General features: G+C 72.5%; 24 protein-coding genes and 1 pseudogene. 8 read left to right on the top strand and 17 right to left on the bottom strand.

The window, feature by feature from the left end; translation table 11 throughout:
- Positions 1 to 2 precede the first annotated feature (2 nt).
- The 5 genes from Q5425_RS27040 (at position 3) to Q5425_RS27020 (ending at position 3,725) form a co-directional block, all read left to right on the top strand.
- Positions 3 to 305: a hypothetical protein gene (locus tag Q5425_RS27040; protein ID WP_003057455.1), complete on the top strand. Its 303-nt coding sequence runs from the start codon at positions 3 to 5 to the stop codon at positions 303 to 305.
- Positions 306 to 408: 103 nt separating this feature from the next.
- A complete protein-coding gene (locus Q5425_RS27035; RefSeq protein WP_308675122.1) occupies positions 409 to 795 on the top strand; it encodes a hypothetical protein in 387 nt (128 codons plus the stop codon).
- A complete protein-coding gene (locus Q5425_RS27030; protein ID WP_308675121.1) occupies positions 792 to 2,090 on the top strand; it encodes a WXG100 family type VII secretion target in 1,299 nt (432 codons plus the stop codon). Before Q5425_RS27035 ends, Q5425_RS27030 begins: the two co-directional genes overlap by 4 nt.
- Before the next feature lie 13 nt (positions 2,091 to 2,103).
- A complete protein-coding gene (locus Q5425_RS27025) occupies positions 2,104 to 3,375 on the top strand; it encodes an alpha/beta hydrolase (protein ID WP_308675120.1) in 1,272 nt (423 codons plus the stop codon).
- A complete protein-coding gene (locus tag Q5425_RS27020; RefSeq protein WP_308675119.1) occupies positions 3,372 to 3,725 on the top strand; it encodes a hypothetical protein in 354 nt (117 codons plus the stop codon). The genes Q5425_RS27025 and Q5425_RS27020 overlap by 4 nt, the downstream gene beginning before the upstream one ends.
- 274 nt (positions 3,726 to 3,999) lie before the next feature.
- Here Q5425_RS27020 and Q5425_RS27015 read toward each other — a convergent pair whose 3' ends face one another.
- The 4 genes from Q5425_RS27015 to nadA all read right to left on the bottom strand — a co-directional run bounded on the left by Q5425_RS27015 (position 4,000) and on the right by nadA (position 8,777).
- Entirely contained in the window at positions 4,000 to 5,145 is a 1,146-nt protein-coding gene (locus Q5425_RS27015; RefSeq protein WP_308675156.1) for a S8 family serine peptidase, read from the bottom strand.
- Between the two features lie 88 nt (positions 5,146 to 5,233).
- Entirely contained in the window at positions 5,234 to 6,127 is an 894-nt protein-coding gene (nadC, locus tag Q5425_RS27010) for a carboxylating nicotinate-nucleotide diphosphorylase (protein ID WP_308675118.1), read from the bottom strand.
- The gene (locus Q5425_RS27005) at positions 6,124 to 7,767 is read right to left on the bottom strand and encodes an L-aspartate oxidase (protein ID WP_308675117.1); all 1,644 of its coding nucleotides are present in this window, start codon (positions 7,765 to 7,767) and stop codon (positions 6,124 to 6,126) included. The genes nadC and Q5425_RS27005 overlap by 4 nt, the downstream gene beginning before the upstream one ends.
- Positions 7,764 to 8,777: a quinolinate synthase NadA gene (gene nadA / locus Q5425_RS27000; protein WP_308675116.1), complete on the bottom strand. Its 1,014-nt coding sequence runs from the start codon at positions 8,775 to 8,777 to the stop codon at positions 7,764 to 7,766. Before nadA ends, Q5425_RS27005 begins: the two co-directional genes overlap by 4 nt.
- A gap of 111 nt (positions 8,778 to 8,888) precedes the next feature.
- Between nadA and Q5425_RS26995 the strand changes: the two genes are divergently transcribed.
- Positions 8,889 to 9,521: an NUDIX domain-containing protein gene (locus Q5425_RS26995; RefSeq protein WP_308675115.1), complete on the top strand. Its 633-nt coding sequence runs from the start codon at positions 8,889 to 8,891 to the stop codon at positions 9,519 to 9,521.
- Positions 9,522 to 9,561: 40 nt separating this feature from the next.
- A complete protein-coding gene (locus Q5425_RS26990) occupies positions 9,562 to 10,278 on the top strand; it encodes an LON peptidase substrate-binding domain-containing protein (protein WP_308675114.1) in 717 nt (238 codons plus the stop codon).
- Between the two features lies 1 nt (position 10,279).
- Here the strand turns inward: Q5425_RS26990 and Q5425_RS26985 are convergent.
- The 11 genes and pseudogenes from Q5425_RS26985 to Q5425_RS26935 all read right to left on the bottom strand — a co-directional run bounded on the left by Q5425_RS26985 (position 10,280) and on the right by Q5425_RS26935 (position 23,076).
- Positions 10,280 to 11,319: pseudogene (locus Q5425_RS26985) on the bottom strand (M48 family metallopeptidase).
- Positions 11,320 to 11,366: 47 nt separating this feature from the next.
- Entirely contained in the window at positions 11,367 to 11,963 is a 597-nt protein-coding gene (locus Q5425_RS26980) for a DUF2567 domain-containing protein (protein WP_308675113.1), read from the bottom strand.
- A 378-nt stretch (positions 11,964 to 12,341) separates the two neighbouring features.
- Positions 12,342 to 12,524, bottom strand: coding sequence for a hypothetical protein (locus Q5425_RS26975; protein WP_308675112.1), 183 nt, complete (start codon positions 12,522 to 12,524; stop codon positions 12,342 to 12,344).
- Between the two features lie 338 nt (positions 12,525 to 12,862).
- On the bottom strand, positions 12,863 to 13,069 hold the full coding sequence (locus Q5425_RS26970; RefSeq protein WP_396135251.1) for a hypothetical protein: 207 nt from the start codon (positions 13,067 to 13,069) through the stop codon (positions 12,863 to 12,865).
- Positions 13,056 to 14,042, bottom strand: a complete 987-nt coding sequence (bioB, locus tag Q5425_RS26965) for a biotin synthase BioB (protein ID WP_308675155.1) — start codon at positions 14,040 to 14,042, stop codon at positions 13,056 to 13,058. Before bioB ends, Q5425_RS26970 begins: the two co-directional genes overlap by 14 nt.
- 168 nt (positions 14,043 to 14,210) lie before the next feature.
- On the bottom strand, positions 14,211 to 14,930 hold the full coding sequence (gene bioD / locus Q5425_RS26960) for a dethiobiotin synthase (protein WP_308675154.1): 720 nt from the start codon (positions 14,928 to 14,930) through the stop codon (positions 14,211 to 14,213).
- A gap of 287 nt (positions 14,931 to 15,217) precedes the next feature.
- Positions 15,218 to 17,401, bottom strand: coding sequence for a bifunctional SulP family inorganic anion transporter/carbonic anhydrase (locus tag Q5425_RS26955; protein WP_308675110.1), 2,184 nt, complete (start codon positions 17,399 to 17,401; stop codon positions 15,218 to 15,220).
- A 239-nt stretch (positions 17,402 to 17,640) separates the two neighbouring features.
- Complete coding sequence (locus tag Q5425_RS26950) at positions 17,641 to 19,872, bottom strand: SulP family inorganic anion transporter (protein ID WP_308675109.1); 2,232 nt, start codon at positions 19,870 to 19,872, stop codon at positions 17,641 to 17,643.
- Between the two features lie 208 nt (positions 19,873 to 20,080).
- The gene (locus tag Q5425_RS26945; RefSeq protein ID WP_308675108.1) at positions 20,081 to 21,361 is read right to left on the bottom strand and encodes an adenosylmethionine--8-amino-7-oxononanoate transaminase; all 1,281 of its coding nucleotides are present in this window, start codon (positions 21,359 to 21,361) and stop codon (positions 20,081 to 20,083) included.
- A 67-nt stretch (positions 21,362 to 21,428) separates the two neighbouring features.
- Positions 21,429 to 22,640 carry a cytochrome P450 gene (locus Q5425_RS26940; RefSeq protein WP_308675107.1) on the bottom strand — a complete coding sequence of 404 codons (1,212 nt, stop codon included), beginning with the start codon at positions 22,638 to 22,640 and terminating at the stop codon, positions 21,429 to 21,431.
- Between the two features lie 22 nt (positions 22,641 to 22,662).
- A complete protein-coding gene (locus Q5425_RS26935; protein ID WP_308675106.1) occupies positions 22,663 to 23,076 on the bottom strand; it encodes an SRPBCC domain-containing protein in 414 nt (137 codons plus the stop codon).
- 64 nt (positions 23,077 to 23,140) lie between these two features.
- Between Q5425_RS26935 and Q5425_RS26930 the strand changes: the two genes are divergently transcribed.
- Positions 23,141 to 23,755 (top strand): uridine kinase, encoded by a 615-nt coding sequence (locus Q5425_RS26930; RefSeq protein WP_308675105.1) that lies wholly within the window; start codon positions 23,141 to 23,143, stop codon positions 23,753 to 23,755.
- Here Q5425_RS26930 and Q5425_RS26925 read toward each other — a convergent pair.
- Positions 23,752 to 24,909: a glycosyltransferase family 4 protein gene (locus Q5425_RS26925; RefSeq protein WP_308675104.1), complete on the bottom strand. Its 1,158-nt coding sequence runs from the start codon at positions 24,907 to 24,909 to the stop codon at positions 23,752 to 23,754. The genes Q5425_RS26930 and Q5425_RS26925 overlap by 4 nt on opposite strands.
- Positions 24,910 to 25,056: 147 nt before the next feature.
- Positions 25,057 to 26,112 (bottom strand): NlpC/P60 family protein, encoded by a 1,056-nt coding sequence (locus tag Q5425_RS26920; protein ID WP_308675103.1) that lies wholly within the window; start codon positions 26,110 to 26,112, stop codon positions 25,057 to 25,059.
- Positions 26,113 to 26,498: the final 386 nt, after the last annotated feature.

Here is a 26,498-nt window from a genome sequence, read left to right as displayed (position 1 = left end):
CCATGGCCGACGTCGTCGAAATCAACTTCGCCGCGCTCCAGCACAGCTCCGCATCCCTGGCCGCCAAGGCCAAGGCGCTCACCTCGCAGCTGGAGCAGCTGCACCAGAACCTGCAGCCGATCACCGCGACCTGGTACGCCTCCGGCAGCTCCGCCGGTGACGCCGCCCGCCAGGCCGAGACGCGCCTGCGCCAGGCCACCGCGGACATCGTCGCGATCATCGCGCAGTTCGGCGGCAAGGTCGGCGAGGCGCACGACCTCCAGCAGTCGCTGGAGAACCGCAACCAGGGACTGTTCGCGGGCTGACCCGCCCCCCAGACGTCGGTCGGCCGGTGCGGGAAACCCCCCGCTCGCACCGGCCGACCGGCTTTCCCCTTCCGCGTCCGTGCGACAAGAGAGCCGGGACCCGATGCACGACCAGTCGTACTACGTCCACCTGGAATCGCTGAAGGACTTCGTGCGGGAGCTGGAGACCCAGATCCACGCGATGGCCAAACCGAACGACTTCCTGCTGACCCTGGGCGAAGAGCCGCTGCTGTTCGGCGAGTTCGGCGAGGCCGGGTCGCTGGCCGACGCCCACCGCGCCGCCGTCTCGGAAATGCAGGGCCTGCTCGACCAGGTCCGCAGCGCGATCGGGTTCGCCCAGGACGTCACCACCACGGTCGCCGACGGCTACTCCAGCGCCGACCAGTCGGTGGCCGGGGACCTGCACGCTTCGGGGGCCGTCACCGGCCTGCTCGACCCGGTGCTGGGGCTGCTGGGCGGCGGGAACACGGACGGGAGCCGCAAGGGATGACGAACACCGCGCACACGAACTTCGCCGCGTACAGCCACCAGCAGCTGTACGCGATGCTGCAGGCCGGCGACCCGAACAGCGCGCGGCACGCCGCCGACAAGTGGAAGTCCGCCGCGCTGCACCTGCACGAGCAGGCCCACAACCTCGACTCCGAGCTCACCGAATTCAAGGACCAGTGGACCGGTGGCGCGGCCGAGCAGTACCAGCGGATGATCATCGACCTCGCGAACGGCATCTCGAAGGTGGCGCAGACCGCGGAGGCGATGAACGTGATGCTCGGCGACGCCGCCGACGCGCTGGTGAAGGCCAAGAAGGAGATGCCGCCGCCGGTCGCGGTGCCGGACGTCGCCCCCGCCGACGTCGCACTCGCGGTGAACCCACCGCTGCTGCCGCCGGACGCCTCGCCCGCCGTCGTGCAGGCCGCGGCGCAGCAGCGGCAGCAGGCCATCGCGAACGTCGAAGCGCAGCAGGCCGCCGCGAACGCCGCCGGGTCCGCGCACGGCCGCGCGATCGTCGTCATGACGCAGCTCGCCGGGGAGTACACCGCCGCCGAAGAGTCGATCCCCGCCTCGCCGAACGCGGTTCAGACGCCGCCCACCCCGCCGCCGGGCGGGGGTGCGGGCAGCGCCGGTTCGCCCGGGCTGGTCGGCAACGGCGTGAGCGGCCCCGGCGTCGTCGTCACCCCCACCGACGGGCACCCGCTGCCCGGTGGCGGGACGACGCCGCAGCCGGGGACGACCGTGCCGACGTCGAACCCGCTGTTCGGCGACATGTTCACCGCCGGGCTCGCCGCGGCCTCGGCCGCCGCGTTCGGCCGCTTCGGCTCGATCATGCCGAAGGTGCCGTCGTGGGCGACGGGCAAGGATCCCAAGGACAAGAAGGACGAAGCGCCGGGGACGAAACTCGGCGGCGGTGGCGCCGGTGTCGAGGGCGGGTCCGGGGGCGGCATCCCGATCGGCGGGGGTGACGCGCCGTCGCTGGGTGGCGGCGGGGGTGTCCCGGTCGGCGGCGGGCTGACCGGGCCCGGCGAAATCCCGGCGGCGCATTCCGGGCTGGCCGGCGACGGCGGCGCGGGCAACGCGCTCAGCGGGCTCGCCGGCGGCGCGGCCGGAGCGGCGGGCGCGGCGGCGGCCAAGGGCGCGATGCCGATGATGCCCATGATGCCGATGGGCATGGGCGGGGGCGGCGACATGGGGTCCGGACGGCGGATCCCGGCGTGGCTGGTGGAGACGGAGAACGTCTGGGGCCAGTCGGCCCCGGTCGCGCCGCCGGTCATCGGCGAAGACGGCTCCTGAGAGGGGTGACCCGGTGACCGCAGCCGGCTATCGCGTGGCCCCGGCCCGCCTCGACGCGGTGGCCGGCGAGTCCGGCTCCCGGGCCGGGGCTCTGGCCACGGCGCAGTCCGCGGTGGCGGGCGAGAAGGTGCCCGCCGCCGCGTTCGGGCAGGTGAGCGAGTCCGCCGCCGCGGCGAAGACGTTCGAGAAGACCATGACGGAGCTGGGCGGGAAGCTCGGCTCGCACGTGACCCGGCTGCGGACGATCCAAAATGGACTCACTGCGTCGGCCGCCGGGTACCGGCGGGCGGACGCCCAGGTCGCGGCGATGTACCGGGCGCTGCTGCCCGAGGATCCGTTGCCCCGCGCGGGAAATCCCGCCGGCATCGGCGGCTCGGCCGACACCGGTGCGTGGGCGCACGCGATCGCGGGCAACCGCGTGAAGGTCGCCGACGCGTTGACGGCCGAGCGTTCGCGGCTGGCCGCGTTGACCGACACCGGCGAGATCGCGCGGGCGCAGGCGCGGATCAAGCTGTACGAGGACATCCTGGCGAACGACCGGCAGATCCTCCGGTTCGACCCCTCGGGCCACGGCCGGATCGCCGAGCTCGTCGGGCACATCGAGCCGGGGACGCGGAACGTCGGGTTGTTCGTCCCCGGCGTCAACACGCAGATGTCGAACTTCGACGCCTACGCCGGCCTCGGGCGCAGCCTGGTGGCCGCGGACCCGGCCGGGCGCACGGCGGTCGTCGTCTGGGCCGACGGGGTGTTCCCGCAGGGCCCGGTGGCGCAGGGGCCGGACGCGGGCTACGCGCAGGTGATGGCGCCGGACCTCAAGCACTTCGCCGACGACCTGCGCGGCGAGATCGCGAGCCACGCGGGCTCCGACGTCACGCTGACGGCGATCGGGCACAGCTACGGCGGGGCGACGGTCGGGCTGGCCGAGGCGCACGGCCTCGACGTCGACCGCGTCCTGCACGTCGAGTCGGCCGGCATGGGCCACGGCGTGTGGTCGCCGGCCGACCTGCCGCCGAGCCAGGCGGGCGTCCAGCGGTTCTCGATGACGGCCCCGCTGGACCCGATCGTGCTCGCGCAGGGCAACGCGTGGGGCCTGGAGTGGACCGGCATCGGGCACGGCGCGGACCCGGACGTCTTCCCCGGTGTCACGGAGCTGGCGACCGGGAACGACGCCGCCGGTTCGGCGTTGTGGGGCGTTTCGTCGCACAATGACGTGCTGAAGCCGGGTTCGGATTCGTGGACGAACATGTACCGCGTCCTCACCGGCGACGGGAGCGTGCGGCCGTGACCCCGGAACTGACCCGCTTGGCGGGCGAGCTGACCACGGTGATCAACGACGTCGCGGCGGCCTTCGGCGTCCCGGCGGACCCGACGGTCGAGGGCGAACTGGACTGCGACCCCACCCGGCCGGGACAGCTGCTGTGCTGGCAGTACGGGGTCCGCCTGGAGCACCCGGCCGAGCCGGAACGCCGTCTGGCGGCGCTCCTCCCGGCGTTGCACCGAGCCGGCTGGCAGTCCCAGGACCGGAGCACCCCGCGCGAGCTGATCACCCGCTTCACCCGCGAAGGCGCGGACTTCACGGTCCACGTCGCCTGGGCAGTGACGATCATCGGCTCAACCCGCCCCGTCCCCGCCTGAAGCCCCTCCAATCACACGTGATGCCCCTCCAATCACACGTGATGCCCCTCCAATCACACGTGATGCCCCTCCAATCACACGAGTTCCGGCCCGAATCACGCGAACCGACCGGCCGGGTACGCGAGTTCGCCGGTCCGGTAGACCGAACTCGCGTGATTGAGCCCGGAACTCGCGTGATTGGAGGCGGATCTCATGTGCTGGAAGGGGCATCTCGCGTGATTGGGCGGGCATCTCGCGTGATTGGAGGGGCATCACGTGAGAGGGGCGACACCAGCTAAGGGGTGAAGCGGGTGGGGCGCCAGCCTCGGCGGCGGGCGCGGCGGACCGACGCCGCCGTCAGCCCGGCGGCCGCGGCCAAGGCGACTCCGGCCAGCGCGATCGTGCCGGCTGTGACGTCCGGCGGGCGGGGTGCGGGTGCCGCGGCCGGGAGCACCGCCGGTGCCGGAGGCGCGGGGGCAACCGAGCCGGGAGCGGGGACGTCGGCCGGCAGGGTCGAGGACACCGCCGCGTAGGCGTCCAGGACTCCCCAGCCGAGACGCGGGTCGTGGGCACCGGACGGCGGGCGGTGGGCCGTCAGCGTCAAGCGCGTGACGACCTGGTCCCCGGACAGCGACGGGTGGTACGCCCGCACCAGCGCCGCGACGCCGGCGACGTACGCCGCCGCGAGGCCCGGGTCGGTCACCGGCCAGCGGTGCGCGACCGCGCCGCCCGCCCCGGCCGACGTGCTGACCAGCTCCGCGCCGGGCGCCGCGATGCCGACGTGGTCCCCCGCTTCCGGCTGCACCGGCTCGCCCGCGGGGTTCACCGAGCCGACGGCGAGGACCCCGGACGTCGCCGTCGGGTACGTCCGCGCGCCCTGCTGGGTCGCCGACGCCGCCGAGACGACCACCGCGCCTTCCGAACGCGCCCGTGCCACCGCCGACGACAACGCCGGGCTGTCGAACGCCACGGGGACGGCCACCAGGATGACGCCCGCACGCCGGTCCACGGCCGTGCCGATCGCCTCGGCCAGCGCGCCCGGATCACCACCGTCGGACGAGGTGTACCGGATCGGCAGCAGGTGCGCGCCGGGCGCGATGCCGGCGAACGTCGTCGACGGATCCGGCTGCGCGCCGACGATCCCGGCCGCGATCGTGCCGCGGCCGTCGCAGTCCGTCCGCTCGGTGCCCGCGCCGCCTTCGAGCTGACCGGGCGCGAACTGCGCGTTCTGCCCGTCGACGCCGGTGCCGAGCACGGCCACCAGCTGGCCTTCGCCGCGCGTCAGCGGCCACAGCCGGGCGGGATCCACCAGGCGCTGGCCCCACGGGACTTCGCCGGCGTAGGTGCCGGACGGGTTCGCGCACCCCTGCGCCGAAGCGGCCGGAACGCCGAACACGCCCGAGACACCCGAGGCCGCCACAAGACCCGCGACCGCCAGCACCGCCGGTAACCGCACCCGCACCCCCGAAGACGAAAGACGGTGGCGGAAAAGAACTTCCGCCACCGCCAGTCTAGCCCGGATCGGCCACTCAGCGAAGGTCCATGCCGAGATCCAACGCCGGTGAAGAATGGGTCAGCCCGCCCACCGACAGATAGTCCACACCGGACTCTGCGTAGGCCTTACCACGGTCGAGGGTGAGCCCACCAGAGGATTCCAGCCGCGTCTTCGGGGAAACCTCGTCGCGGCGGAGGACGGCCCGCCGGCACTCCTCCGGCGTGAAGTTGTCCAGCAGCACCTCGTCCGCGGACGCCGCCAGCGCTTCCTCCAGCTGTGCCAGCGAGTCGACCTCGACCTCGCACGGCAGTTCCGGCGCGTGCGCCCGGGCCGCGGCCAGCGCCGCGGTCACCGACCCCGCGGCGACGACGTGGTTGTCCTTGATCAGCACCGCGTCGCCGAGACCCAGCCGGTGGTTGACGCCGCCACCGCAGCGGACGGCGTACTTCTGCAGCAGCCGCAGCCCCGGCAACGTTTTGCGGGAGTCCCGGATCGCGCACCCGGTACCGTCTACTTCGGACACCCACGCGGCGGTCGCGGTGGCGACGCCGGAGAGGTGGCACAGCAGGTTCAGCGCCGTGCGCTCGGCGGTGAGCAGCCCGCGAACCGGGCCGGCCAGCACCAGCGCCGGCTCCCCCGCGACCAGCCGGTCGCCGTCTTCGCGCCGGGCCAGCACCTCGTAGCCGTCACCCAGGACCATGTCGAACACCGCGAGCGCCACGGGCAGGCCGGCGACCACGCCGTCGACGCGCGGGGTCAGCTCGGCGACCGCGACCGCCGAAGCGGGCACGGTCGACGCCGTCGTCGCGTCCGGCCCGTACCGCAGGTCTTCGCCGAGCGCCGTGGTGACCACGCGCGTGACGTCGTCGACGTCGAGGCCGGCCGCCGCGATCAGGCGCCGGACCGGTTCGGAGATCGGGAACGTCATGCCACGCCCTCCAGGGGGATCGGGTCGGCCAGCACCGGCTGGCCGGACGGGCTGAGCCGGATGTGCTGGCTGCGCCGCCAGCCGTCGTCGCGCGACGGGAAGTCGGTCCGCACGTGGCAGCCGCGCGACTCGGTGCGCCGGACGGCCGCGGCGAGCAACGCCTGCGCGACCACGGTCAGCGCCGCGTCTTCGACCGCCGCGTGCGTCCACAGCGGACTGTCCGAAATCGACAGGTCCAGCACCGAACCGGCCGCCGCCAGCCCGTCGGCGTCCCGGCCGATGGCCGCGTACCGGCTCATCACGCGCTGCAGGGAATCGCGGTCCGCCGCCGGGGCGGTGGTCCACGACGGCAGGCGGCCCCGCGAAGGATCGGCCAGCAGCCCGGCCGCGAGGTCCGCCGCGACGGCCTCCGCGACGCGCTGCCCGACGACCAGGCCTTCGAGCAAGCTGTTGGAGGCCAGGCGGTTTGCACCGTGCAGCCCGGTCCGGGCGACCTCGCCGGCCGCGTAGAGCCCGGCCACCGACGAGCGTCCGTCCACGGTGGTCACCACGCCGCCGCACGAGAAGTGCGCCGCCGGCGTCACCGGGATCGCGTCGACAGCGGGGTCGAGGCCCAGCGCCGCGCACGCCGCGAACACGGTCGGGAACCGCTGCGCGAAGCCCGCGATCCCGGTCGCGTCGAGGAAGACGTGGTCGTCGACGCCGCCCGGCGCCTCCGCCATCCGCCGCGTGATCGCCGCCGAGACGACGTCGCGCGGCGCCAGGTCACCGAGCGGGTGGACGCCCCGCATCACCGGCAGCCCCGCACCGTCGACCAGCGTCGCGCCCTCGCCGCGCACCGCTTCGGTGACCAGCGGGCAGCGGCCGCGCGCGCCCGGGGTGTAGAGCACGGTGGGGTGGAACTGGACGAACTCGACGTCCGCCACGGTCGCGCCGGCCCGCAGCGCGAGCGCGAGCCCGTCACCGGTGGCGATCTCCGGGTTCGACGTCGCCTGGTAGAGCTGCCCGATGCCGCCGCTGGCCACCAGCACGGCCGAGGCGCGGACGACGCCGGGCACCCCGTGGCGGTCCAGCACCGTCACGCCGGTCACCCGCCCGCCCGGCGTGCGCAGCGCGTCGACGGCGATGTGGTGCTCCAGCACCGGCACCCCCGTCTGCCCGGCCTGCGCGACCAGGGCGCGTTCCACCTCGGCGCCCGTCGCGTCACCGCCCGCGTGGATCACGCGGAACGCGCTGTGCCCGCCCTCGCGGGCCCGCGCCAGCAGGCCGTTGCCGGAGGAGTCGAACCGCGCGCCGTCCGCCCGCAGCCGGGCGACCGCGGCCGGCCCGCCGTCGAGGATCGAGCGCACCGCCGGCTCGTCGCAGAGCCCGGCGCCCGCGGTGAAGGTGTCCTCCGCGTGCTTGGCGACCGAGTCGTCGAGGTCGTGCTCGTTTTCCAGGACCACGGCGACGCCGCCCTGGGCCCACCGCGTGTTGCCGTCCGCGACGGCGGCCTTGGTGACCACCAGGACGTGCAGCCCGAGGGCCTGTGCGCGCAGCGCCGCGGTCAGCCCCGCGACGCCGCTGCCGATCACGACCAGGTCGGCGCGGGCTTCCCAGACCGGGGTTTTCGCCCGTGGGTCACTAACCGGCGGCGTCATTCGCCACCGCCGGGCTGCCCGATTTTGATCATCCGCTGCACCGAGGTCCGCGCGCGGGCGGCCGTTTCGACGTCGACGTGGACCTCGTCGAGGCCGTCACGCAGGCAGCGCAGCAGGGCGGCGGGCGTGATCATCTTCATGTACCGGCAGGACGCACGGTCGTTCACCGCGCGGAAGTCGATGCCCGGCGCGGCCTTGCGCAGCTGGTGGATCATGCCGATCTCGGTGGCCACCAGGACGGTCTTGGCCTTGGTGTCGCGGGCCTCGTGGACCATGTCGCCGGTCGAAAGGATCTTGACCCGCTCCGGCGCCACGGCGCCCTCCCCGGCCAGGTAGAGCGCCGAGGTCGCGCAGCCGCACTCCGGGTGGATGAACAGGTCGGCGTCCGGGTCCTCGGCCGCGCGCTCAGCCAGCTCGGCGCCGTTGATGCCGGCGTGGACGTGGCACTCGCCGGCCCAGACGTGCATGTTCTCCCGGCCGGTCACGCGCTTGACGTGCGCACCGAGGAACTGGTCGGGCAGGAAGAGAACCTCCTGGTCAGCGGGGATGGACGCCACGACGTCGACCGCGTTGGACGACGTGCAGCAGATGTCGGTCTCGGCCTTCACCTCGGCCGTGGTGTTGACGTAGGAGACGACCACCGCACCCGGGTGCTCGGCCTTCCAGGCGCGCAGCTGCTCGCCGGTGATGGAGTCGGCGAGCGAGCAGCCGGCCCGCGCGTCGGGGATCAGGACCGTCTTCTCCGGGGAGAGGATCTTCGCCGTCTCGGCCATGAAGTGCACACCGCAGAAGACGATGGTGGACGCGTCGCTGGCGGCCGCGATGCGGCTGAGCGCGAGGGAGTCGCCGGTGTGGTCGGCGATGTCCTGGATCTCCGGGACCTGGTAGTTGTGCGCGAGCAGGACCGCGTCACGCTGCTTCGCCAGGCGCCGCACCTCCTCGGCCCAGGCCGCGTTCGCCTCGACCCCGCCGAACGGGGTGAGACCTTCCGGAACCAACGTGCTGGTCATCGGGCCCTCCTGGACCTGTCTCCGGTTTTCGCCTTATAATCGAAAACCGTGCGAAGTCATCTTAACACCCAGACCCCCTTGGTCCACGAGGTTTTGGGAGCGGTCCTGCAAGTGCGCTCGGACACACTGCGGGTGCTGCTGTGGCGGCGCGCCCTCGACCCGCACCTCGGCCGCTGGTCGCTGCCGGGCGGGCGGCTGCGGGCCGACGAGGACGTCGAGACGTCGATCCGGCGCCAGCTCGCCGAGAAGGTCGACGTCCGCCAGCTCAAGCACGTCGAGCAGCTCGCGGTGTTCAGCGACCCGGACCGCGTCCCGGGGCCGCGCGTGGTGGCGACGGCGTTCCTCGGCCTGGTCCCGTCCGATGTCGACCCCGAGGTCCCCGAGGACACCGAGTGGCACGACGTCGCGAAGCTGCCGCGCACGGCGTTCGACCACGAGGCGATCGTGCTGCGCGCCCGCGACCGGCTGCGCTCGAAGCTCTCCTACACCAACCTCGGGTTCGCGCTGGCACCCGACGAGTTCACGATTTCCGCGCTGCGCGGCCTGTATTCGGCGGCGCTCGGCTACCGCGTCTCGGCGACCAACCTGCAGCGCGTGCTTTCGCGGCGCGGCCTGCTGGTCCCCACCGGCCACACCGCGGCGCCGGGCCGGGCGGGCGGCCGCCCCGCGGCGCTGTTCTCGTTCGCCGGCAAGGGCATGCAGATCACCGATCCGTTCGCCGTGTTCAAGCCGCCGAACCGGTGACCATCCTGCGGGCGCTGCGTTCTCCCCTTACGGTGGACGCGTGACCGAGCCGGATTCGGAAAGTGACGCGACGACGACGATCCTGCCGTTGTTCCCGCTTCAGACCGTGCTGCTGCCCGGCACCAAGCTCCCGCTGCACATCTTCGAGCCGCGGTACCGGCAGCTGACGGCGGACCTGGTGAGCGGCACGGTGCCGGGCCGCGAGTTCGGCGTGGTCGCGCTGCGGTCGTCGCTGACCCGCGAGGTTCGTGGTCTGGACCAGTTGTACGAGATCGGCTGCAGCACGGTGCTGCGGGAGGCGAAGCGCCTGCCGGACGGCCGCTTCGACGTCGTGTCGCAGGCCAAGCGCCGCTTCCGCCTGCGTGAGCTGGACTGCGTTTCGGCGCCGTACCTCATCGCGTCGGTGGAGTGGGTCGACGACGACCCGGTGGCCCCGGCCGGCGGCATGGCCGAGCGCCTGGCCACGGTCGCCCGCGCGGCGCACCAGCGGTACTGCGAAACGGCGTGGCGCAGCGACGACTGGCAAGCCCCGGAGCCGGACACGACGGTCGCCGAGCTGGCCTACGCGCTGGCCGCGGACTGCCTCCTCCCGCTCGAAGACCGCCAGCGGCTCCTGGAGGAACGCCACCCCCTGCGCCGGCTCCGCATCGCCTGCCGCCTGCTGACGCGCGAAGCCGGCTTCCTGAACACGCTGGGCGCGGTGCCGCTGCCGCCGGGCGAGCTGACCGACCTGAGCCGGCCCTCCAGCATGAACTGACTCAGTCCGCGGCGCCGTTGCCGTTGCCGTTGCCGAACTTGTTCCACACCTTGCCCGCCGCGCCGGAGACCGTTCGCCGACGTCGCTGAACACCTTCGTCAGCGGGTCCGCGGACGCGCTCCACGAGTCCTTGTACGACTGGGCCGCCGACTTCAGGTCGTCCTTCCAGTCCGCCGACGGCCGGTCCCCGTCGCGGCGCGGGTAGTCGCCCGCCAGGATCGCGCGGTACTCCGCCGACGCCGCCCACTTCTGCAGCTGCGCCGCGCGGACCACCGCGAACGGGTGCGACTCCGTTTCGACGGACTTGAGCTTGAGGAAGCTGTCGCGGACGTCCTCGACCGACTCGTACTCGGCGGCCTGCTGCAGGAAGGACGGGACGTCGATGCGTGCCGGGTCGATGCCGCCCGCGACCTGGATCTGGGCGCGCAGCGCCGCCGTCGGGTCCTGGCTGCACAGCAGCCCGGCCCGGTCGCACGACAGCTCGGCCTTGCGGAACCACTCGCGCAGCGCCGCGATGATCGCCCGGATGCCGAGCGCGCTGACCGGCGTCCACGACATCGACAGCTGCAGGCCGATCAGGCGCACCATGATCGTGCGGTACACCGCGTGCCCGGACAGCACGTGCGCCATCTCGTGCCCGAGCACGAACCGCAGGGATTCGTGGTTCATCAGCTCGACGAGCCCGGTGCTGATCGCGATGAACGGCTCGTCCATGCCGACCGTCTGCGCCTGGATCTGCGCGTTCTGGAAGACGAACAGGTTCGGCACCGACGGCAGGTCCAGCGTCTCGGCGCATTCGTGGCGCAGCCGGTCGAGCTCCGGGTACTGCTTCGGGCCGACGCGGATCGACGACGCCAGCGCCATCAGCCGCTCGCCGCGTTCGTTGTAGAAGCCCGATACGGCCTTGACGACCTGGGCGAAGCCGGGCACCGCGCGCAGCGTGGCGAGCGCGCCGCGGTCCACCGGGTGCTCGTACGCGCGCGGGCTGATGCCGGGAAAGCGGACGGCGTTGTGCCGCGAAACCTCGATGTCCTCGGTCACTGCTGGAACCCCCCTGTAGTCGAGGTCACCAGCGTAGGGGGAACCGCTCAGCCGAGGCGGCGGCCCAGGTCGTCGCGGCCGTTCCAGGTGACGAGCAGGCTGTAGGCCACCGACACGCCGAGCGGGCCGGTCAGCAGCACCCACCACGACTCCAGGCGCGGCGCCAGCTCGATCACCGTGCCGAGCGCGGGCGGGCTGGAGATGGCGTAGTGGCTGTTCGCCCAGCCGACGCCGAGCAGCATGGCGAGCGCACCGGCGAGCGCGACGCCGAGCACCGCGGCGAGGAACACCACCGGCCCGCGGCGTTCGCGCAGCAGCCAGACGACCACGCCGACGACGATCCCCAGCCCCAGGGTGAGGAACCCGAAGACGGCCAGGTCGTCGAAGCGGTGCCAGCTCTCCAGCTCCAGGGCGCCTTGGGTGCCGTCGGCGGAGACGATGCGCACGCGCTCCGGGGGCGCGAGCCGCGACCACGCGAAGGCGAGCGGGAAGCTCAGCAGGCTGAGGGTGCCGAGCACGCTGATGGCGGGCAGCAGGTCGGCCTTGACGACGACGCGGGGCCGCCGCTCCCGGAACAGCACGGGCACCGACCACGGGCCGGCCACGGCCGACGGCCGGTGTGCGGGCCCCGACGACTCACTCACCCGGACTCCCTCCTGCTGCGCGTTGCCACCGAGGGTAACCGGTCGGTGCGGGGCCGCGGTGAGCCGCTCGCCGTGTCGCCCGGGCGGGCCGTGGTGAACGATCCGGTTAGTTATACCTTCGCGGTCGGCGCGAGCTTCTGCGACTGTGGGTGACGTTCGCCGCTGAGGTCGGATGGTTGCGGTGATGACACGCCGAAATGTTGTGGTGCAACGCACCGGCCAGCCCGTTGGCGAGGTAATCGGCCCGCAGCGTGATGAGCCCGGCGTCGGCGAGGCGGCGAGCACGCCCATGCACATAGACCGCGTCACCCGGGACCACCGCTGCCCGCAGGTGCTGCTTGAATCCGATGCGCAGATCGCCCGGGTTTTGGGCGACGATCAGTCCTCAGAACGGAAACACGGATGGCCGTTGCCGTCGCCGACGCACCACCGGATGGACACCTCAGCGGTCGGTGTGAGCAGACCGTCGAGGGGATAGATCTCCAGATCCGTCGGGATACCGGCGACCCGATCAGGATCGACACCGAACGACGTGGCGAGATCGACATACAGAGAGTTCACGAATCCCCCAGACGAAGTCGGGACCGGACAACACCGAGCGTATCGACGATCCCCGTTTTGAGCCAGCACCGATTCCGGACCTAGGGGATTTCCGACCTCCAGCGCAGGCACGCCGAGTTCATCCCGGTGAGCATTCCGCGTACCGGTCTGTGACGGTGTTTGACCGTGGCCGTGATACGCCGAAGGTGTTGAGGCGCGGGCAAAACACGCAGAGCCCCGGTAAGAAAGTGGTCCGACCAAAGATCAACTTCATCGGGGCTCTGCGCTTGATGAGTGTGACATCCACGGCCACGCTGCCCGCACGCGAACGCACGGTGGCGGCGCCGACCTACTCGCCGTCAGCCACCGGCCGTCTCGCCGTGGCGGCTGCAGCGGGCCGTCCAGCCGAGCGGGCTCACCTGGACCACCAGCCGCCGCGCGCAGAACGTGCAGTACCGCGGGGGCTCCAGCGTCGTCCGCGGGTTGTGGCACGCCGGGTGGTCCACCCCACCCGGCGACGGCTGTCCACAGTGGACACAAAAGCCCGGTGCGTCAGAGGCTGTCACTGAGGGCCTTGATGGGCATCTTGAGCTCGTCGAGCATCTCCAGGTCCGCCGAAGCCGGCCGGCCCAGGTTGGTCAGGTAGTTGCCGACGATGATCGCGTTGATCCCGCCGAGCATGCCCTGCTCCGCACCGAGGTCGCCGAGCGTCAGCTCGCGGCCGCCGGCGAAGCGCAGCATCGTGCGCGGCATCGCGAGCCGGAACGCCGCGACCGTCCGCAGCGCGTCGCGGCCCTCGACGATCTCGTAGTGCTCGTACGGCGTGCCCGGCTGCGGGATGAGGAAGTTCATCGGCACCTCGTGCGGGTTCAGCTCGGCCAGCTGCACGGCGAACTCCGCGCGCTGCTCGACCGTCTCCCCCATGCCGATGATGCCGCCGCAGCAGACCTCCATGCCCGCGTCGGCGACCATCCGCAGCGTGTCCCAGCGCTCTTTCCAGGTGTGCGTGGTGACCACCGATGGGAAGTGCGACCGCGCCGTCTCGAGGTTGTGGTTGTAGCGGTGGACGCCCATGTCGACGAGCTCGTCGACCTGCTCCTGCGTCAGCATGCCCAGCGAGCAGGCGATCTGGATGTCGTTGCCGTCCTCGCGGATCGCCTTCACGCCTTCGCGGACCTGCGAGAGCAGCCGCTTGTCCGGGCCGCGGACGGCGGCGACGATGCAGAACTCCGTCGCGCCGGTTTCGGCGGTCTGCCGGGCGGCCTTGACCAGGTTCGGGATGTCGAGCCACGCCGAGCGCACCGGCGTCGGGAAGCGGCCGGACTGGGAGCAGAAGTGGCAGTCCTCGGGGCAGCCGCCGGTCTTGAGGCTGATGATGCCCTCGACCTCGACCTCGGGGCCGCACCAGCGCATCCGCACCTCGTGCGCCAGTGCGAGGAGGTCGGGCAGCCGGTCGTCGGGCAGCCGGAGCACGTCGAGGACCTGCTGTTCGCCCAGGCCGACGCCGTTTTCGAGGACGCCCTCGCGCGCGAGGGCCAGGACGCTTTCCGGGGGCTCCGGGTGGCGGAGCCCCCGGCCCGGGACGGAGTCCCGGCTGTCACTGACATCGGTGTCCGGGACTGCGGTCACGGCGGCTCCTTGATCGAGGTGGTGCGGAAAGCGTCCCTCATCGTGCACGAAGGCGCCTCGAGGGGACAGCGATGCAGGTCACTTCCCGGCGGAAGCGCACCCCGCAAAAAGTTCCGGGTCGAATTCGCCGCCGAACCACGGCGAGAGCCCGGCCCGCGCCGCGGCCAGGAACTCCTCGCGGGAGGCCTGGCCGATCCCGGCCGGGAGCACACCGAGCAGGGGCGCACCGGCCGCGACCGGCAGGTCTTCGAGGTTGGACAGCGCGGCGAGGTCCGGTTCGGCCGGCCAGGCACCGATGATGACGCCGGCGACGGTCAGCCCGCGCTTGCCGGCGACCTCGGCGGTGAGCGCGGTCGCGTTCAGCGTCCCGAGGCCGGCCTCGGCGACGATGATGACGAGCGAGCCGAGCGACCAGGCGACGTCGGCGAGGCTCGCGCCGGCGGCGTCGAAGCGCACCAGCAGCCCGCCCGCGCCCTCGACGAGGGTGAGGTCGTGCGCGGTGTCGAGGTCCGACGCGGCCTGCGCGATCTCCCCGGGATCCAGCGTCGGCAGGCCACTGCGGCGGGCGGCGGCCTCCGGCGACAGCGGATCCGGGTAGCGCCGCAGCTCGCGCGTCGTGACGTCCGGCCCGGCCAGGCGGACGACGTCTTGGAGGTCACCGGGCTCATCGGGCCGCACCCCGGTCTGGGCCGGTTTGAGCACGGCCACCCGCTGTCCCCCGGCCACCGCCAGGGCCGCGATCGCCGCCGTGGTGATCGTCTTGCCGACCCCGGTCCCGGTCCCCGTCATCACCAGCATGGTCACGGGCCATCAACATAGTGACTCCGGGCCCGGCCGTGCACGCGGGCCGTGATCAGAGCACGTGGGAGGACGCTCACCGGGCACTCTCGCGCAGCTGTGGCACCCCCGGCCGGGCCAACACGCCGGCGGGCCGTCCCCAGCGCTGCCTCACGGCCCGGGCCAGGCGGGGACCCCTGCCGGGCCGAGGCTGCCGCAGCCGGTCGTGAGTGGTAACGCGGGTTCTAACCCGCGTTACCACTCACGAGCCACCCACCGAGCGGGCCGGATCACCGCGGCCCGGCGGGTCAGGTGCCCGGCACCACCACCGGGGCCCCGGCCGGGCGGAACGTGCGCTCCGCGGCGTCGAACATGTACACCTGGGCGTCGCCGACGTGGAAGTACATGCCCGTCAGCTGCAGCTTGCCCGCCGATTCCGCTGCCGCCACCGCGGGGTACTCGCGCAGGTGGTCCAGTTGCTGGAGCACGTTGTGCAGCGCGAGCCGGTCGCCTTCGCGGGCCGGGACCGCGCCGTCCAGCGTGGCCGAGCCCAGGCGGTGGGCGCTCGGCTCCGCGTGGCGGAGCCACGTCGACAGCGGGCCCGGGGGTGGGCCGTCGGCGAGGGCCGCCATCGCGCCGCAGCTCGAGTGGCCGCACACCACGATCTCCTCGACCCCGAGGACGCCCACCGCGTACTCGACGGACGCGTTCATCGACGGGTCGGCCTGGCCGGGCGGGACCAGGTTGCCGATGTTGCGGATGGTGAACAGGTCGCCCGGGCCGCTGGTGGTGATCAGGTTCGGCACGATCCGGGAGTCGCCGCAGGTGATGAACAGCGTGCGCGGGCGCTGGCCGTCGGCCAGGCCGGACAGCGTGTCGCGCAGCAGCGGTGCGGCCCGGCGGTGGAACTCGGTGGCGCCGCGGCGGGTCTGCTGGGCCGGGATGTCGACCGCTTCGGCCGCCTGCCACTCCGACCACGGCGCGAGCCAGCGCGGGACCGCCTGGCTCGCGGCAATCCGGGACCGCGTCGGGCGGCCCGCCTTGCCTTCGCCGAACCAGGGGTGCCCGACCTCGTCGACCTCCACCGTGCCGCCGGCGCGTTCGTGCGCCTGCTGCCACGTGTGCAGGCTTTCGAACGCGGCGTGGTCGAGGTAGTCGACGACCAGTTCCAGCCGCACCGTGGCCCCGTCCGGGACGGTCCCGAGCACCTTCGACAGCCGCGGCACCGACAGGAACGTCAGGACGCCTTCGACGACGACGCGCCAGTCGTCACCCTCCCTTTCGATGTGGATGCCCGACCAAGCCGTGCGGCGCAGCATCAGCACCACCGCCAGCCCGATGCCGGCGAGCACGCCGGTGAGCAGGTCGAACACGACGACCCCGGTCAGGGTGAGCAGGTACACGGGCAGGTCGCCGTGGGCGAGCACGGTCTTCATGTGCCCGGGGTTGACCAGTTTCGCGCCGACGTGCACCAGCAGACCGGCCAGCGCCGCCAGGGGGATGCTCTGGATCAGCCCGGCGAGCAGGACGACGAACAGCAGCACCCAGACGCCGTGCAGCACCGCCGACACGCGGGACTTCGCCCCGGCGGTGACGTTGGTGGAGCTGCGGACGATGACGCCGGTGACGGGCAGGCCGCCCAGCGCTCCGGAGAGCATGTTGGCCGTGCCCTGCCCGACCAGCTCGCGGTCGAGGTTGGCGCGCGGCCCGGTGTGCATGCGGTCGACCGCGACCGCCGAGAGCAGGCTCTCCACGCTGGCGATCAGCGCGATCGTGACGACGGCGAGCGCGAACCCGCCCCAGCCGCCGTCCGGCAGCTGCGGGACGAGGTGGATGTTCAGCAGGTCACCGGGCAGTTCGACGCGCGGCAGCGTCATCCCGGACACGACCGACACCACCGTGGCCAGCGCGATCGCGGCGAGCGGCCCCGGCACCTTGCGGACGGCCTGCGGCAGTCTCGGCCAGAGCAGCAGGAGCGCGATGGTGATCAGGCCGACGATGGTGGCGGAGTCGTGGTGGGCGACGATCTGGGCGGGCAGCTCGGCGACGTTCTCCACGGCCGAGCTCTGGGCCTTGCCGCCGAGGATGACGTGCAGCTGGCCGAGCACGATCGTGACACCGATGCCGGCCAGCATGCCGTGCACGATGGCCGGCGAGATGGCCAGCGCGGCGCGGGCGATGCGGCTCAGCCCCAGCAGGATCTGGCACGCACCGGCGAGGACGGTGATCGCGCAGGTGACGGCCCACCCGAAGGTCTGGATGGTTTCGTACATGACCACGGTCAGGCCCGCGGCGGGCCCGCTGACTTGCAGCGCGGAGCCGCCGAGCGCGCCGGCGACGACGCCGCCGACGACGGCGGCGACGAGCCCGGCGGCGACCGGGGCGCCCGAAGCGAGGGCGATGCCGAGGGACAGGGGGACGGCTACGAGGAAGACGACCAGTGAGGCCGGCAGGTCGTGGCGGAGCACGGCGAGGGGTCTCATGATCACCATGCAACCGGAAATCGGGTGAAATGTCCGCTATGAGCCACCCATTCGAGTGAACAACTGGCCATATTTCACCCTTTTGTCACAAATCGGACATCGAGTTAACACGCCAGTAACACAAGAATTTCTGTCACCCGACAGATAAATCCGGGGCTATATAAGGGTTTCCGACGCGTTCCCCGAGCGCTCCGAGGTGGCCTTCGGTGCGTCCAACGCACCGAAGGCCACCTTGAGGCGCTTCCGGGTCAGTGCTCCAGTGCACCCGCGGGGACGAACCCGCGCGCGGCAGCGTCCAAAAGGGACACTTGCGCGGCGCCGACGTCGAAGTACATCCCGGTGAGCCGCAGCGCGCCGCGGTCCAGGGCCGCGGCGACCACGGGGTAGCCGCGCAGGGTCTCCAGCTGCTGCACCACGTTCTGCAGCGCGAGCTGGTCGGCCTCCGCGGCCGGACGCTCGCCGCCGAGCAGCAGCGGTGCCTCGCGGCTGCGGCGCCGGAGCGTCGCGTCGCCGTGGCGCAGCCAGCTGCCGAGCTGGTCGAGCCCGGCCGGGGCCCGGCCGAGCAGCGCCTTCATCGCGCCGCAGCCGGAGTGCCCGCACACGACGATCTCGGCGACTTCCAGCACGCCGACGGCGTACTCGATCGCCGCGCCGACCGACGAGTCGGTGCCGCCGGCCGGCGGCACGAGGTTGCCGATGTTCCGCACGGTGAACAGGTCGCCCGGGCCGCTGGTGGTGATCAGGTTCGGCACGATCCGCGCGTCGCCGCAGGTGATGAACAGCGTGTGCGGCTGCTGGCCGTGCGCCAGCCCGCTCCACGTGTCGCGCAGCAGTGGCGCGGTGCGGCGCTGGAACTCCGAAGCACCGCGGCACAGCAGCGAGCTGGCGGTGCGCTGGGCGGGCAGCACGACGTGCTCGGCCTGCCATTGCGACCACGGCGCGAGCCACCGCGGCACGACGCGCGCGGCGACGCTGCGGCGCACGGTCGGCTTGCCCGAGCGGCCGCGGCCGAACCACGGGTGCCCGATCTCGTCGACCGTGACGCACCCGGCGTGCGCCTGCTGCCAGCCGCGCAAGCAGTCGAACGCGGCGTGGTCGAGGAAGTCGACGTGCAGCTCGAGGGTGACCTCGGCGTGCAGCGGCACTTCGGCGAGCACCCGCGTCAGCCGCGGCACGGACAGGAACGTCAGCGCGCCTTCGATGACGACGCGGTGGCGCTCGCCGTCCCGTTCGACGTGGATGCCGGAGAAGATCATCCGCCGCAGCATCAGCGCGAGCGCGAACAGCACCCCCGCCGCGACGCCGGTGAGCAGGTTGACGGCCACGGCGCCGGCCAGGGTGACCACGTACACCGGCAGGTCGCCGTGGCGTCGGACCTCCTTGAGCCCGTTGAGGTTCACCAGTTTCGTGCCGACGTACACCAGCAGCGCGGCCAGCGCCGCCAGCGGGATCAGCCGCAGCACGCCGGTGAACAGCAGGCAGGCGGCGAGGATCCACCCGCAGTGCAGGACCGCCGACGCCCGGGTGCGCGCGCCGGCCTCGTAGTTGGTCATGCTGCGCACGATGACGCCGGTGACGGGGAACCCGCCGAGCGCGCCGGCGGCGACGTTCGCCGCGCCCTGCCCGATGAGTTCGCGGTCGAGGTCGGTGCGCCGGCCGCCGCGGAGCTTGTCCACCGAGACCGCGGACAGCAGGCTCTCGAGGCCGGCGATGAGCGCGATGGTCACCGCGGCGACGGCGAAGCTCCCCCAGCCGCCGTCCGGCAGCCGCGGCACGATGTGCAGCGGGGGCAGCCCGGCCGGGAGGTCGACGCGCGCCAGGGTCATGCCGGTCACGACGGACAGGCCGGTGGCCAGCGCGACGGCGGCCAGCGGCGCGGGCACGCGGCGGACGGCGGCCGGGAGCCGCGGCCAGGCCAGCAGGACGCCGAGGGTGACAACGCCGATCAGCACGGCTTTGTCGTGGTGCCCGGCGACCTGCCCCGGCAGCGCCAGGACGTTGGCGAGCGCGGAACCCTGCGCCGAGCCGCCGAGGACGACGTGCAGCTGGCCGAGCACGAGCGTGACGCCGATGCCGGCGAGCAGGCCGTGCACGATCGCCGGCGACACGGCGAGCGCGGCGCGGGCGGCCCTGGTGAGGCCGAAGAAGATCTGGAGCAGGCCCGCGGCGACGGTGATCGCGCACGTGACGGGCCAGCCGTGGGTGGCGATCGTGTCGGCCAGCACCACGGTGAGGGCGGCGGACGGACCGCTGACCTGCAGCGGTGATCCGCCGAAGAGGCTCGCGACCAGCCCGCCGACGACGGCGGAGATCAGGCCGGAGAGCAGCGGCGCCCCGGCGGCGAAAGCCACGCCGAGGGACAGGGGGACGGCGACGAGGAAAACGACGATCGACGCGAGGAAGTCGTGCTTGAGGTCCTTGAGGTGCTCGGAGTGCTTCGGGGGTCCGGTGTCGTGTTCGCCACGAACGATCTCGATCATGGGGGCAGGATCGCCGAAACCGCGCAAAATGTCTGCTACGCAAGGATTTCTCGCGTTCGTCCGGGTACAGGATGGACCGGGCGGAGCGGGCTTTTCACACTTACCCCCTCCGCCGTTCGCGTGGTTTCGATCTTGCTCTTGCACGCTGCGCGACGGTGAGGGACCTTCGGGTCTCGGTGTGCCCGTGGTCACACCCGATGTGCTGAATTCAGGCCTTTCCGGCGACCGCAAGCATCGCGCGGGTGATCACGGCGAGGTCGGCGTCAGTCGAAACGTACGGCGGCATGGCGTAAACGAGGTCCCGGAACGGCCGCAGCCAAGCGCCGTGCGCGGTGACGACGTCCGTCGCCACGGCCATGTCGACGGGGTGGTCGAGCTGCAGCACGCCGATCCCGCCCAGCACCCGCACGTCGGTGACCGCGGGCAGGTCGCGCGCCGGGGCCAGGCCGTCGAGCAGGGCTTTTTCGACGCGGGCGACGTCACCTCGCCAGCTGCCGCCGGCGAGCAGGCCGAGGGAGGCGTTGGCGACGGCGGAGGCGAGCGGATTGCCCATGAAGGTCGGGCCGTGCGCGAGCACCGGGAGCTCGCCGCGCGCGATGCCATCGGCGACTTCCGGCGTGCACAGCGTGGCCGCCATGCTGAGGTAGCCACCGGTCAGCGCCTTGCCGACGCACATGACGTCGGGCGTGACACCGGCGTGCCCGGCGGCGAACAGCGCACCGGTGCGGCCGAAGCCGGTGGCGATCTCGTCGAAGATCAGCAGGACGTCGTGCGCCTCGGTCAGCTCCCGCAGGGCGCGCAGGTAGCCGGGGTGGTGGAACCGCATCCCGCCGGCGCCCTGCACCACCGGTTCGACGATCACCGCGGCCAGTTCGTCTTGGTGCTGCTCGATTCCCGCGGCCAACGTGTCCAGATAGGACTGATCGGGCGGGGTGTCGAAACCGGACGGCGGGGCGGGCACGAAGACCTGCTCGGGGAGCACGCCGCGCCACAGCGAGTGCATGCCGCCCTCGGGGTCGCAGACGCTCATCGGCGTGAAGGTGTCCCCGTGGTAGCCGCCGCGCCAGGTGAGCAGCCGCCGTTTGCCGGTCCGCCCGCGAGATCGCTGGTACTGCAGGCACATCTTGACGGCGACTTCGACCGAGACCGAGCCGGAGTCGCAGAGGAAGACGTGCTCGAGGCCGTCGGGGCTGAGGTCGGCCAGGGTCTTGGCGAGGGTGATGGCGGGTTCGTGGGTGAGGCCGCCGAACATGACGTGGCTCATCCGCCCGGCCTGAGCGGCGAGGGCGGCGTCAAGCACGGGGTGCCGGTAGCCGTGGATGGCCGACCACCACGAGGACATGCCGTCGACGAGCTCCCGCCCGTCGGCCAGCTTCAGCCGGACGCCGCTCGCCTCGGTGACCAGCAACGAAGGCACCTTCGCGGGCATGGGCGCGTAGGGATGCCAGACGTGCTGGGCGTCCAAGGCGAGCAGGTCGGCGGAGTCCATCCGCCGACCCTACGACACGAGCTCGGGCCGGGTGCCGAGCCTCCGCCGCCCGGCCGAGCCGCACCCCTCACAACCGGACCGGCAGCACCTCCAACCCGTGCACCAGCGAGCTCGTCCGGTACACCAGCTCATCCGGCTTGGCGTCCAACACGATGTCCGGGAACCGCGCCAGCAAGCCCCCGAGCGCGATCTCCGCCTCCAGCCGCGCCAGCGGGGCCCCCACGCAGTAGTGGATCCCGTGCCCGAACGCCAGGTGACCCCCGGCCGCCCGCGTGATGTCCAAGCGGTCCGGCTCCGGGTACCGCTCCGCGTCGCGGTTGGCGCCCAGCAGCGACACCAGCACGAACTCGCCCTCCGGGATCGTCACGCCCGCCACCTCCACCGGCTCGGCCGTGAACCGCAGCGTGGCCAGGTGGATCGGGCCGTCGAAGCGCAGGAACTCCTCGACCGCGCCCGGCATCAGTTCCGGCTCCGCGCGCAGGCGGGCCAGCTGCTCCGGCTCGCGCAGCAGCGCCAGCACGCCGTTGGCGATCAGGTTGACCGTGGTCTCGTGGCCGGCGACCAGCAGCAGGAACGCCATCGACACCAGCTCGGGCTCGGACAGCGAGTCCCCGTCGTCGGTCGCGTGCACCAGGTCCGACAGCAGGTCTTCGGCCGGCTCGGCGCGCTTCTGGGCGATCAGGCCGGTCAGGTAGGCGAACATGCTCGCCGCCGCGGCCTGGACCTCCTCCGGCCGCACCGCCGCGCTCAGCAACGTCCGGGACCAGCCCGAAAAGTCCGTGCGGTCCTCCTCGCGCACCCCGAGCAGCTCGCAGATCACCGTGATCGGCAGCGGAGCGGCGAACGATGCCACCAGGTCGGCCCGCTCCCGCCCGGCCAGCGCGTCGAGCAGCTCCGCGGTGATCTCCTCGACCCGCGGCCGCAACCGGGCCACCGTCCGCCCGGTGAAGGCCTTGTTCACCAGCTTCCGCAGCCGCGTGTGGTCCGGCGGGTCCGAGTTGAGCATGTGCCAGCTCAGGTCCTGGCCCAGACCGTTCTGCAGGGCCTCCGGCGGCAGCTTCGCTTCGAACACTTCGCGGATGCCCTGGCTGTTCTTCCGCAGCCGCGGATCGGCCAGCAGCGACCGCGCCTCCGCGAACCCCGTCACCACGTAACACGGCAGCCCGCGCGGTGGCAGCCGCACCCGCCGCACCGGGCCGCCCCCGCGCAGCATCTCGGAAAACAGGTGCGCGTCCTGGGCGAAGTCTTCCGCCGCCTCGACGATTTCGCCGGTCGTCATGCCAGCCCCCACACTTCCCGCGTCAGCGTCCGGCGAGTGCCGCCACGACGCGCTCGGTCACGTCCTGCCAGTATGCCCGCTGTTGTTCGCGCTCTTCCGCGCCCGCAAGCCATTCCTGGTGAAACCTCAGGGTCGTCTTGGTCCCCGAGCCGCTCAACCGCACCTGCACCGTCGAGTCGTGGTCCCAGCCGCTCGGCCGCCACGTGAGCCGCACCCGGTCGCCGTCGGCGAAGCTGCGGATCTCGCCCACCGTGCCGTTGGCCGTTTTGTACTCCGCGCCCGCTTCCCTGGGCAGCTCGACGCCCGGACCGAGCCAGATCGCGACGCCCTCGCGGCTGACCAGGAAGTCCCACACCACCGCCGCCGGGTACGGCAAGGTGCGCGAAACCCCGATGTTCCAGCCCGCATCGGCCGTCTTCCCCACTGAAGAAGTCATGTCCGCATCCTCGCAGCGGGGTACGACAAAAACGCCGGACAGCCCGGGTGGAGGATGGGAACCCGTGCGCTACCGCCCGATCTCCCCCGCCGTCCTGGCCGAAGAACTGGCCGATCGCGTCGACGCGCTCACCACGCGGCGGATCGCGGTGGCCGTCGACGGCGCCGCGGGCGCGACGGAAACCGCGGAACTCGCGGACGCCCTGGTCGATCCCCTGCGGCTGCGCGGCCGCGCGACCCTGCGCGTGTCCGCGCGCGACTTCCTGCGGCCCGCGTCGCTGCGCTTCGAGCACGGCCGCACCAACCCCGACGTCCGCTACACCGACTGGCTCGACCTCGGCGCCCTCCGCCGCGAAGTCCTGGAACCGCTGAAGGGTTCCGGCGAGGTGCTGCCGTCGCTGTGGGACGCCGAGCGCGATCGCGCGACCCGTGCCGCGCGCGTGCCGCTGCCCGAGGGCGGGGTCGTGCTCGTCGACGGCGAACTGCTGCTCGGCGCCGGGCTGGCCTTCGATCTGGCCGTGCACCTGTGGCTCTCTCCCGCGGCCCTGCGGCGCCGCGTGCCGGACGCCTGGGCGGTCCCGGCCTACGAGCGGTACGAAGAAGAGGTGGACCCGGGCACGCTGGCCGACGTCGTCGTGCGCGTCGACGATCCCCGGCACCCGGCGCTCTACCTGCCTTAGCGGACGACGGCCACCGGATCGCCGTCCAGCAGGCCGGACAGCCGCCGCGCCAGGCCGTCCCAGCGCCAGTGCTCGGTCACCCACGCCCGCCCGGCCTCGCCCATCCGGCGCGCGCGCACCGGGTCCGCGAGCAGCGCGGCCAGGGTCTCCCCCAGCTGGACGACGTCCCGGCCGTCGACGACGTGCCCGGTGACCTCGTCGAGCACCGCTTCGGGCGCCCCGCCGGAGTTGCCGGCGACCACCGGCAGCCCGGTCGCCGAGGCCTCCAGGTAGACGATGCCGAGCCCTTCGACGTCGAGGCCCTTGCCCCGGGTGCGCGCGGGCATCGCGAAGACGTCGCCAGCGGCGTAGTGCGCCGGCAGCTCGGCCCACGGGACCGACCCGGTGAGCACGACGTCGCGTTCCAGGCCGAGCTCGGCGACCAGCCCGGTGAGCTTCTTGCGGTACGGGCCGCCGCCGACGATCAGCAGCGCCGCGTCCGGCACGCGCTCGCGGATCGACGGCAGCGCGCGGATCAGCTGGTCCTGGCCCTTGCGCGGGACCAGCCGGGACACGCAGACGACGGTCGGCCGGTCACCGAGGCCGTGCCGGGCGCGGATCTCCGCGCGCGCGGCCGGATCCGGCCGGAACACCTCGGTGTCGACCCCGGAGGGCAGCAGCTCCAGCCCGGCCATCGGGCCGAAGGCGGCGGCGAAGCGGCCGCGCGTGTACCGGCTGACGTAGGTGACGACGTCGACGGTGTCGCCGATCCGCCGCAGCGCCTGCCGGGACGCCGGCAGCATGGACCAGCCGACCTCGTGGCCGTGCGTCGACGCCACGACGCGGCGCGCCCCGGCCCGGCGCAGGGGGTGCCCCAGCAGCGCGAGCGGCGCCGCCGCCCCGAACCAGACGGCTTCGCACTCCCGCGCCCGCATGATCTGCTTCGCCCGGCGGAGCACGTCCGGCGTCGGCAGCATCAGCGACGTGGGGTGCCGGACGACCTCGAACGGCGCCTCGGCGTCGAACTCCTCGTGCGACCCCGTCCGCGACTCCCACGACGGCGCGTAGACGACCAGGTCGTCGGACGGCAGCCGGGTGGCCAGGGAGTTCAGATAGTTCTGGATCCCCCCGGGCCGCGGCGGGAAGTCGTTGGTCACGAGCAGGGTCTTGAGCACGCCCCAGAGGCTAGCGGGGGCCCCACCTGTTCGTTCGGGGGTCCGGGTGGCGAAGCCCCCGGCCCGAGGCGGAGCCTCGGATGACACAGCGAAGGGGCGGCACCGCGTGTGCGGTACCGCCCCTTCGCCGGCCGAAGTGCGGCCGGGTCACGCCGTCGGGCGGCGCGCTCCCGAGTACTGGCTCTGCAGCGGCGAGATCTTCACGACGTCACCGGTGTCGGGCGCGTGCACCATCTTGCCGTCGCCGATGTACATGCCGACGTGCGAAACGGGCGAGTAGAAGAACACGAGATCACCCGGCTGGAGCTGGTCCCGCGGCACCGCGGTGCCGAAGGTCGACTGCTCGCGGCTGGTCCGCGGCAGGGTGATCCCGGCCTGCTTGTACGCCCACGACGTCAGGCCCGAGCAGTCGAAGTTGGTCGGGCCGGTGGCGCCGTACACGTACGCGCTGCCGAGCTTGCTCAGCGCGGCGTTGACCGCCGCCTGCGCGGACCCGGTCGGAGCCTTGATGTTGGTGGGCGCGGACCCGCCACGGTCCTTCTGAGCGGCCTTGTCCGACGTGCTGAGGTTCTTGTTGGCCGCCTCGAGCTGGTCGATCTGGTCCTGCAGCGTCTTCTGCTTGGCCTGGATGTCCTCGGCCAGCTTGGCCGCGGCGTCCCGCGCGTCTTGCGCGCGCTTCGCGGCGTCGCTGGCCTTGGCGGCCGCGTCGGTGGCCTGCTGGACGGCGCCGGTGAGGTTGCCCATCGCGGCGTTCTTGCCGGTCGCGATGACCTCGAGCGCCGAGGACCGGTCGAGGAAGTCCTGGGTGGACGTGCCCGCCAGCAGCGCCGACAGCTTGTTCAGCTGGACACCGCTGGTGAAGGACGCACCGGCGAACTTGTCGACCTCGGTCTGGTACTTCTTCTGGCTCTCGGACGCCGTGGTGGCCTGTTCCTTGGCCGCGTTGACGTCGCCGGTGGCCTTGTCGAGCTCACCCTGCTTCTTCTTCAGGTCGTCCTTGGCCGAAAGCAGGTCTTCGTTGAGCTTCTCGGCCTGGGCCGCGAGGTCGCGGTACTTGGCGAGGGCGTCGGAGCCGGTGGGCGGGGTCTGGAGAACGGGGACGGGGGCGGCGATGGCCGTCGGCTGGGCCAAGGTGACGAGGGTGATCACCGAGACCGCTGCGAGGGCGCCTGACACCACGCGTCTGACTGGATGCGACTGCACGGTCGCGCGGGTCTCCTTTGCGTCTCGGCCGCCGTCGGGGACCGGAGCGCGAAGAGGCCGGGGAGTCCTCTTCGCCGTTGTCCCCCACCCGCGCGCGTGCTGCTCTTGGACAACAGGAGCCGCAACAGGGATTGCCCGCGGTGGTGGTTCCGGTTCCCAGCTTCCCGACAAAGCTGCGTCCGGCGGCGATCTCGCGTCGCCGCCTTCATCGACGGCCGGGGGCCACGAGATCTCGGACAGGTTACGAAAAGAGCGCCACGACGTCCACCACCCGTCGGCCAAAAACTGTGCGTGACGCCGTTGCACACCATCGGACCAGCACCGGAGAAAACATGTGATGGGCGTTACACGCTGGCGATTCTCCGGAGGGCTTTTCGGCTACTGAC

The organism is Amycolatopsis sp. A133 (assembly GCF_031082405.1).
In the GTDB taxonomy this organism is placed as follows: Bacteria; Actinomycetota; Actinomycetes; order Mycobacteriales; family Pseudonocardiaceae; genus Amycolatopsis.
The sequence above is the reverse complement of the archived record's forward strand: the minus strand, read 5'-3'. Positions and strand labels throughout refer to the sequence as shown.

What these genes read in the sequence shown, in the direction of transcription:
- Q5425_RS27040 (WP_003057455.1), top strand. Translation starts at nt 3, where the DNA reads ATGGCCGACGTCGTCGAAATCAACTTCGCCGCGCTCCAGCACAGCTCC.
- Q5425_RS27035 (WP_308675122.1), top strand. Translation starts at nt 409, where the DNA reads ATGCACGACCAGTCGTACTACGTCCACCTGGAATCGCTGAAGGACTTC.
- Q5425_RS27030 (WP_308675121.1), top strand. Translation starts at nt 792, where the DNA reads ATGACGAACACCGCGCACACGAACTTCGCCGCGTACAGCCACCAGCAG.
- nadC (WP_308675118.1), bottom strand. Translation starts at nt 6,127, where the DNA reads ATGACGTTCCCGATCTCCGAACCGGTCCGGCGCCTGATCGCGGCGGCC.
- Q5425_RS27005 (WP_308675117.1), bottom strand. Translation starts at nt 7,767, where the DNA reads ATGACGCCGCCGGTTAGTGACCCACGGGCGAAAACCCCGGTCTGGGAA.
- nadA (WP_308675116.1), bottom strand. Translation starts at nt 8,777, where the DNA reads ATGACCAGCACGTTGGTTCCGGAAGGTCTCACCCCGTTCGGCGGGGTC.
- bioD (WP_308675154.1), bottom strand. Translation starts at nt 14,930, where the DNA reads ATGCTGGTGATGACGGGGACCGGGACCGGGGTCGGCAAGACGATCACC.
- Q5425_RS26955 (WP_308675110.1), bottom strand. Translation starts at nt 17,401, where the DNA reads ATGGTGATCATGAGACCCCTCGCCGTGCTCCGCCACGACCTGCCGGCC.
- Q5425_RS26950 (WP_308675109.1), bottom strand. Translation starts at nt 19,872, where the DNA reads ATGATCGAGATCGTTCGTGGCGAACACGACACCGGACCCCCGAAGCAC.
- Q5425_RS26945 (WP_308675108.1), bottom strand. Translation starts at nt 21,361, where the DNA reads ATGGACTCCGCCGACCTGCTCGCCTTGGACGCCCAGCACGTCTGGCAT.
- Q5425_RS26940 (WP_308675107.1), bottom strand. Translation starts at nt 22,640, where the DNA reads ATGACGACCGGCGAAATCGTCGAGGCGGCGGAAGACTTCGCCCAGGAC.
- Q5425_RS26935 (WP_308675106.1), bottom strand. Translation starts at nt 23,076, where the DNA reads ATGACTTCTTCAGTGGGGAAGACGGCCGATGCGGGCTGGAACATCGGG.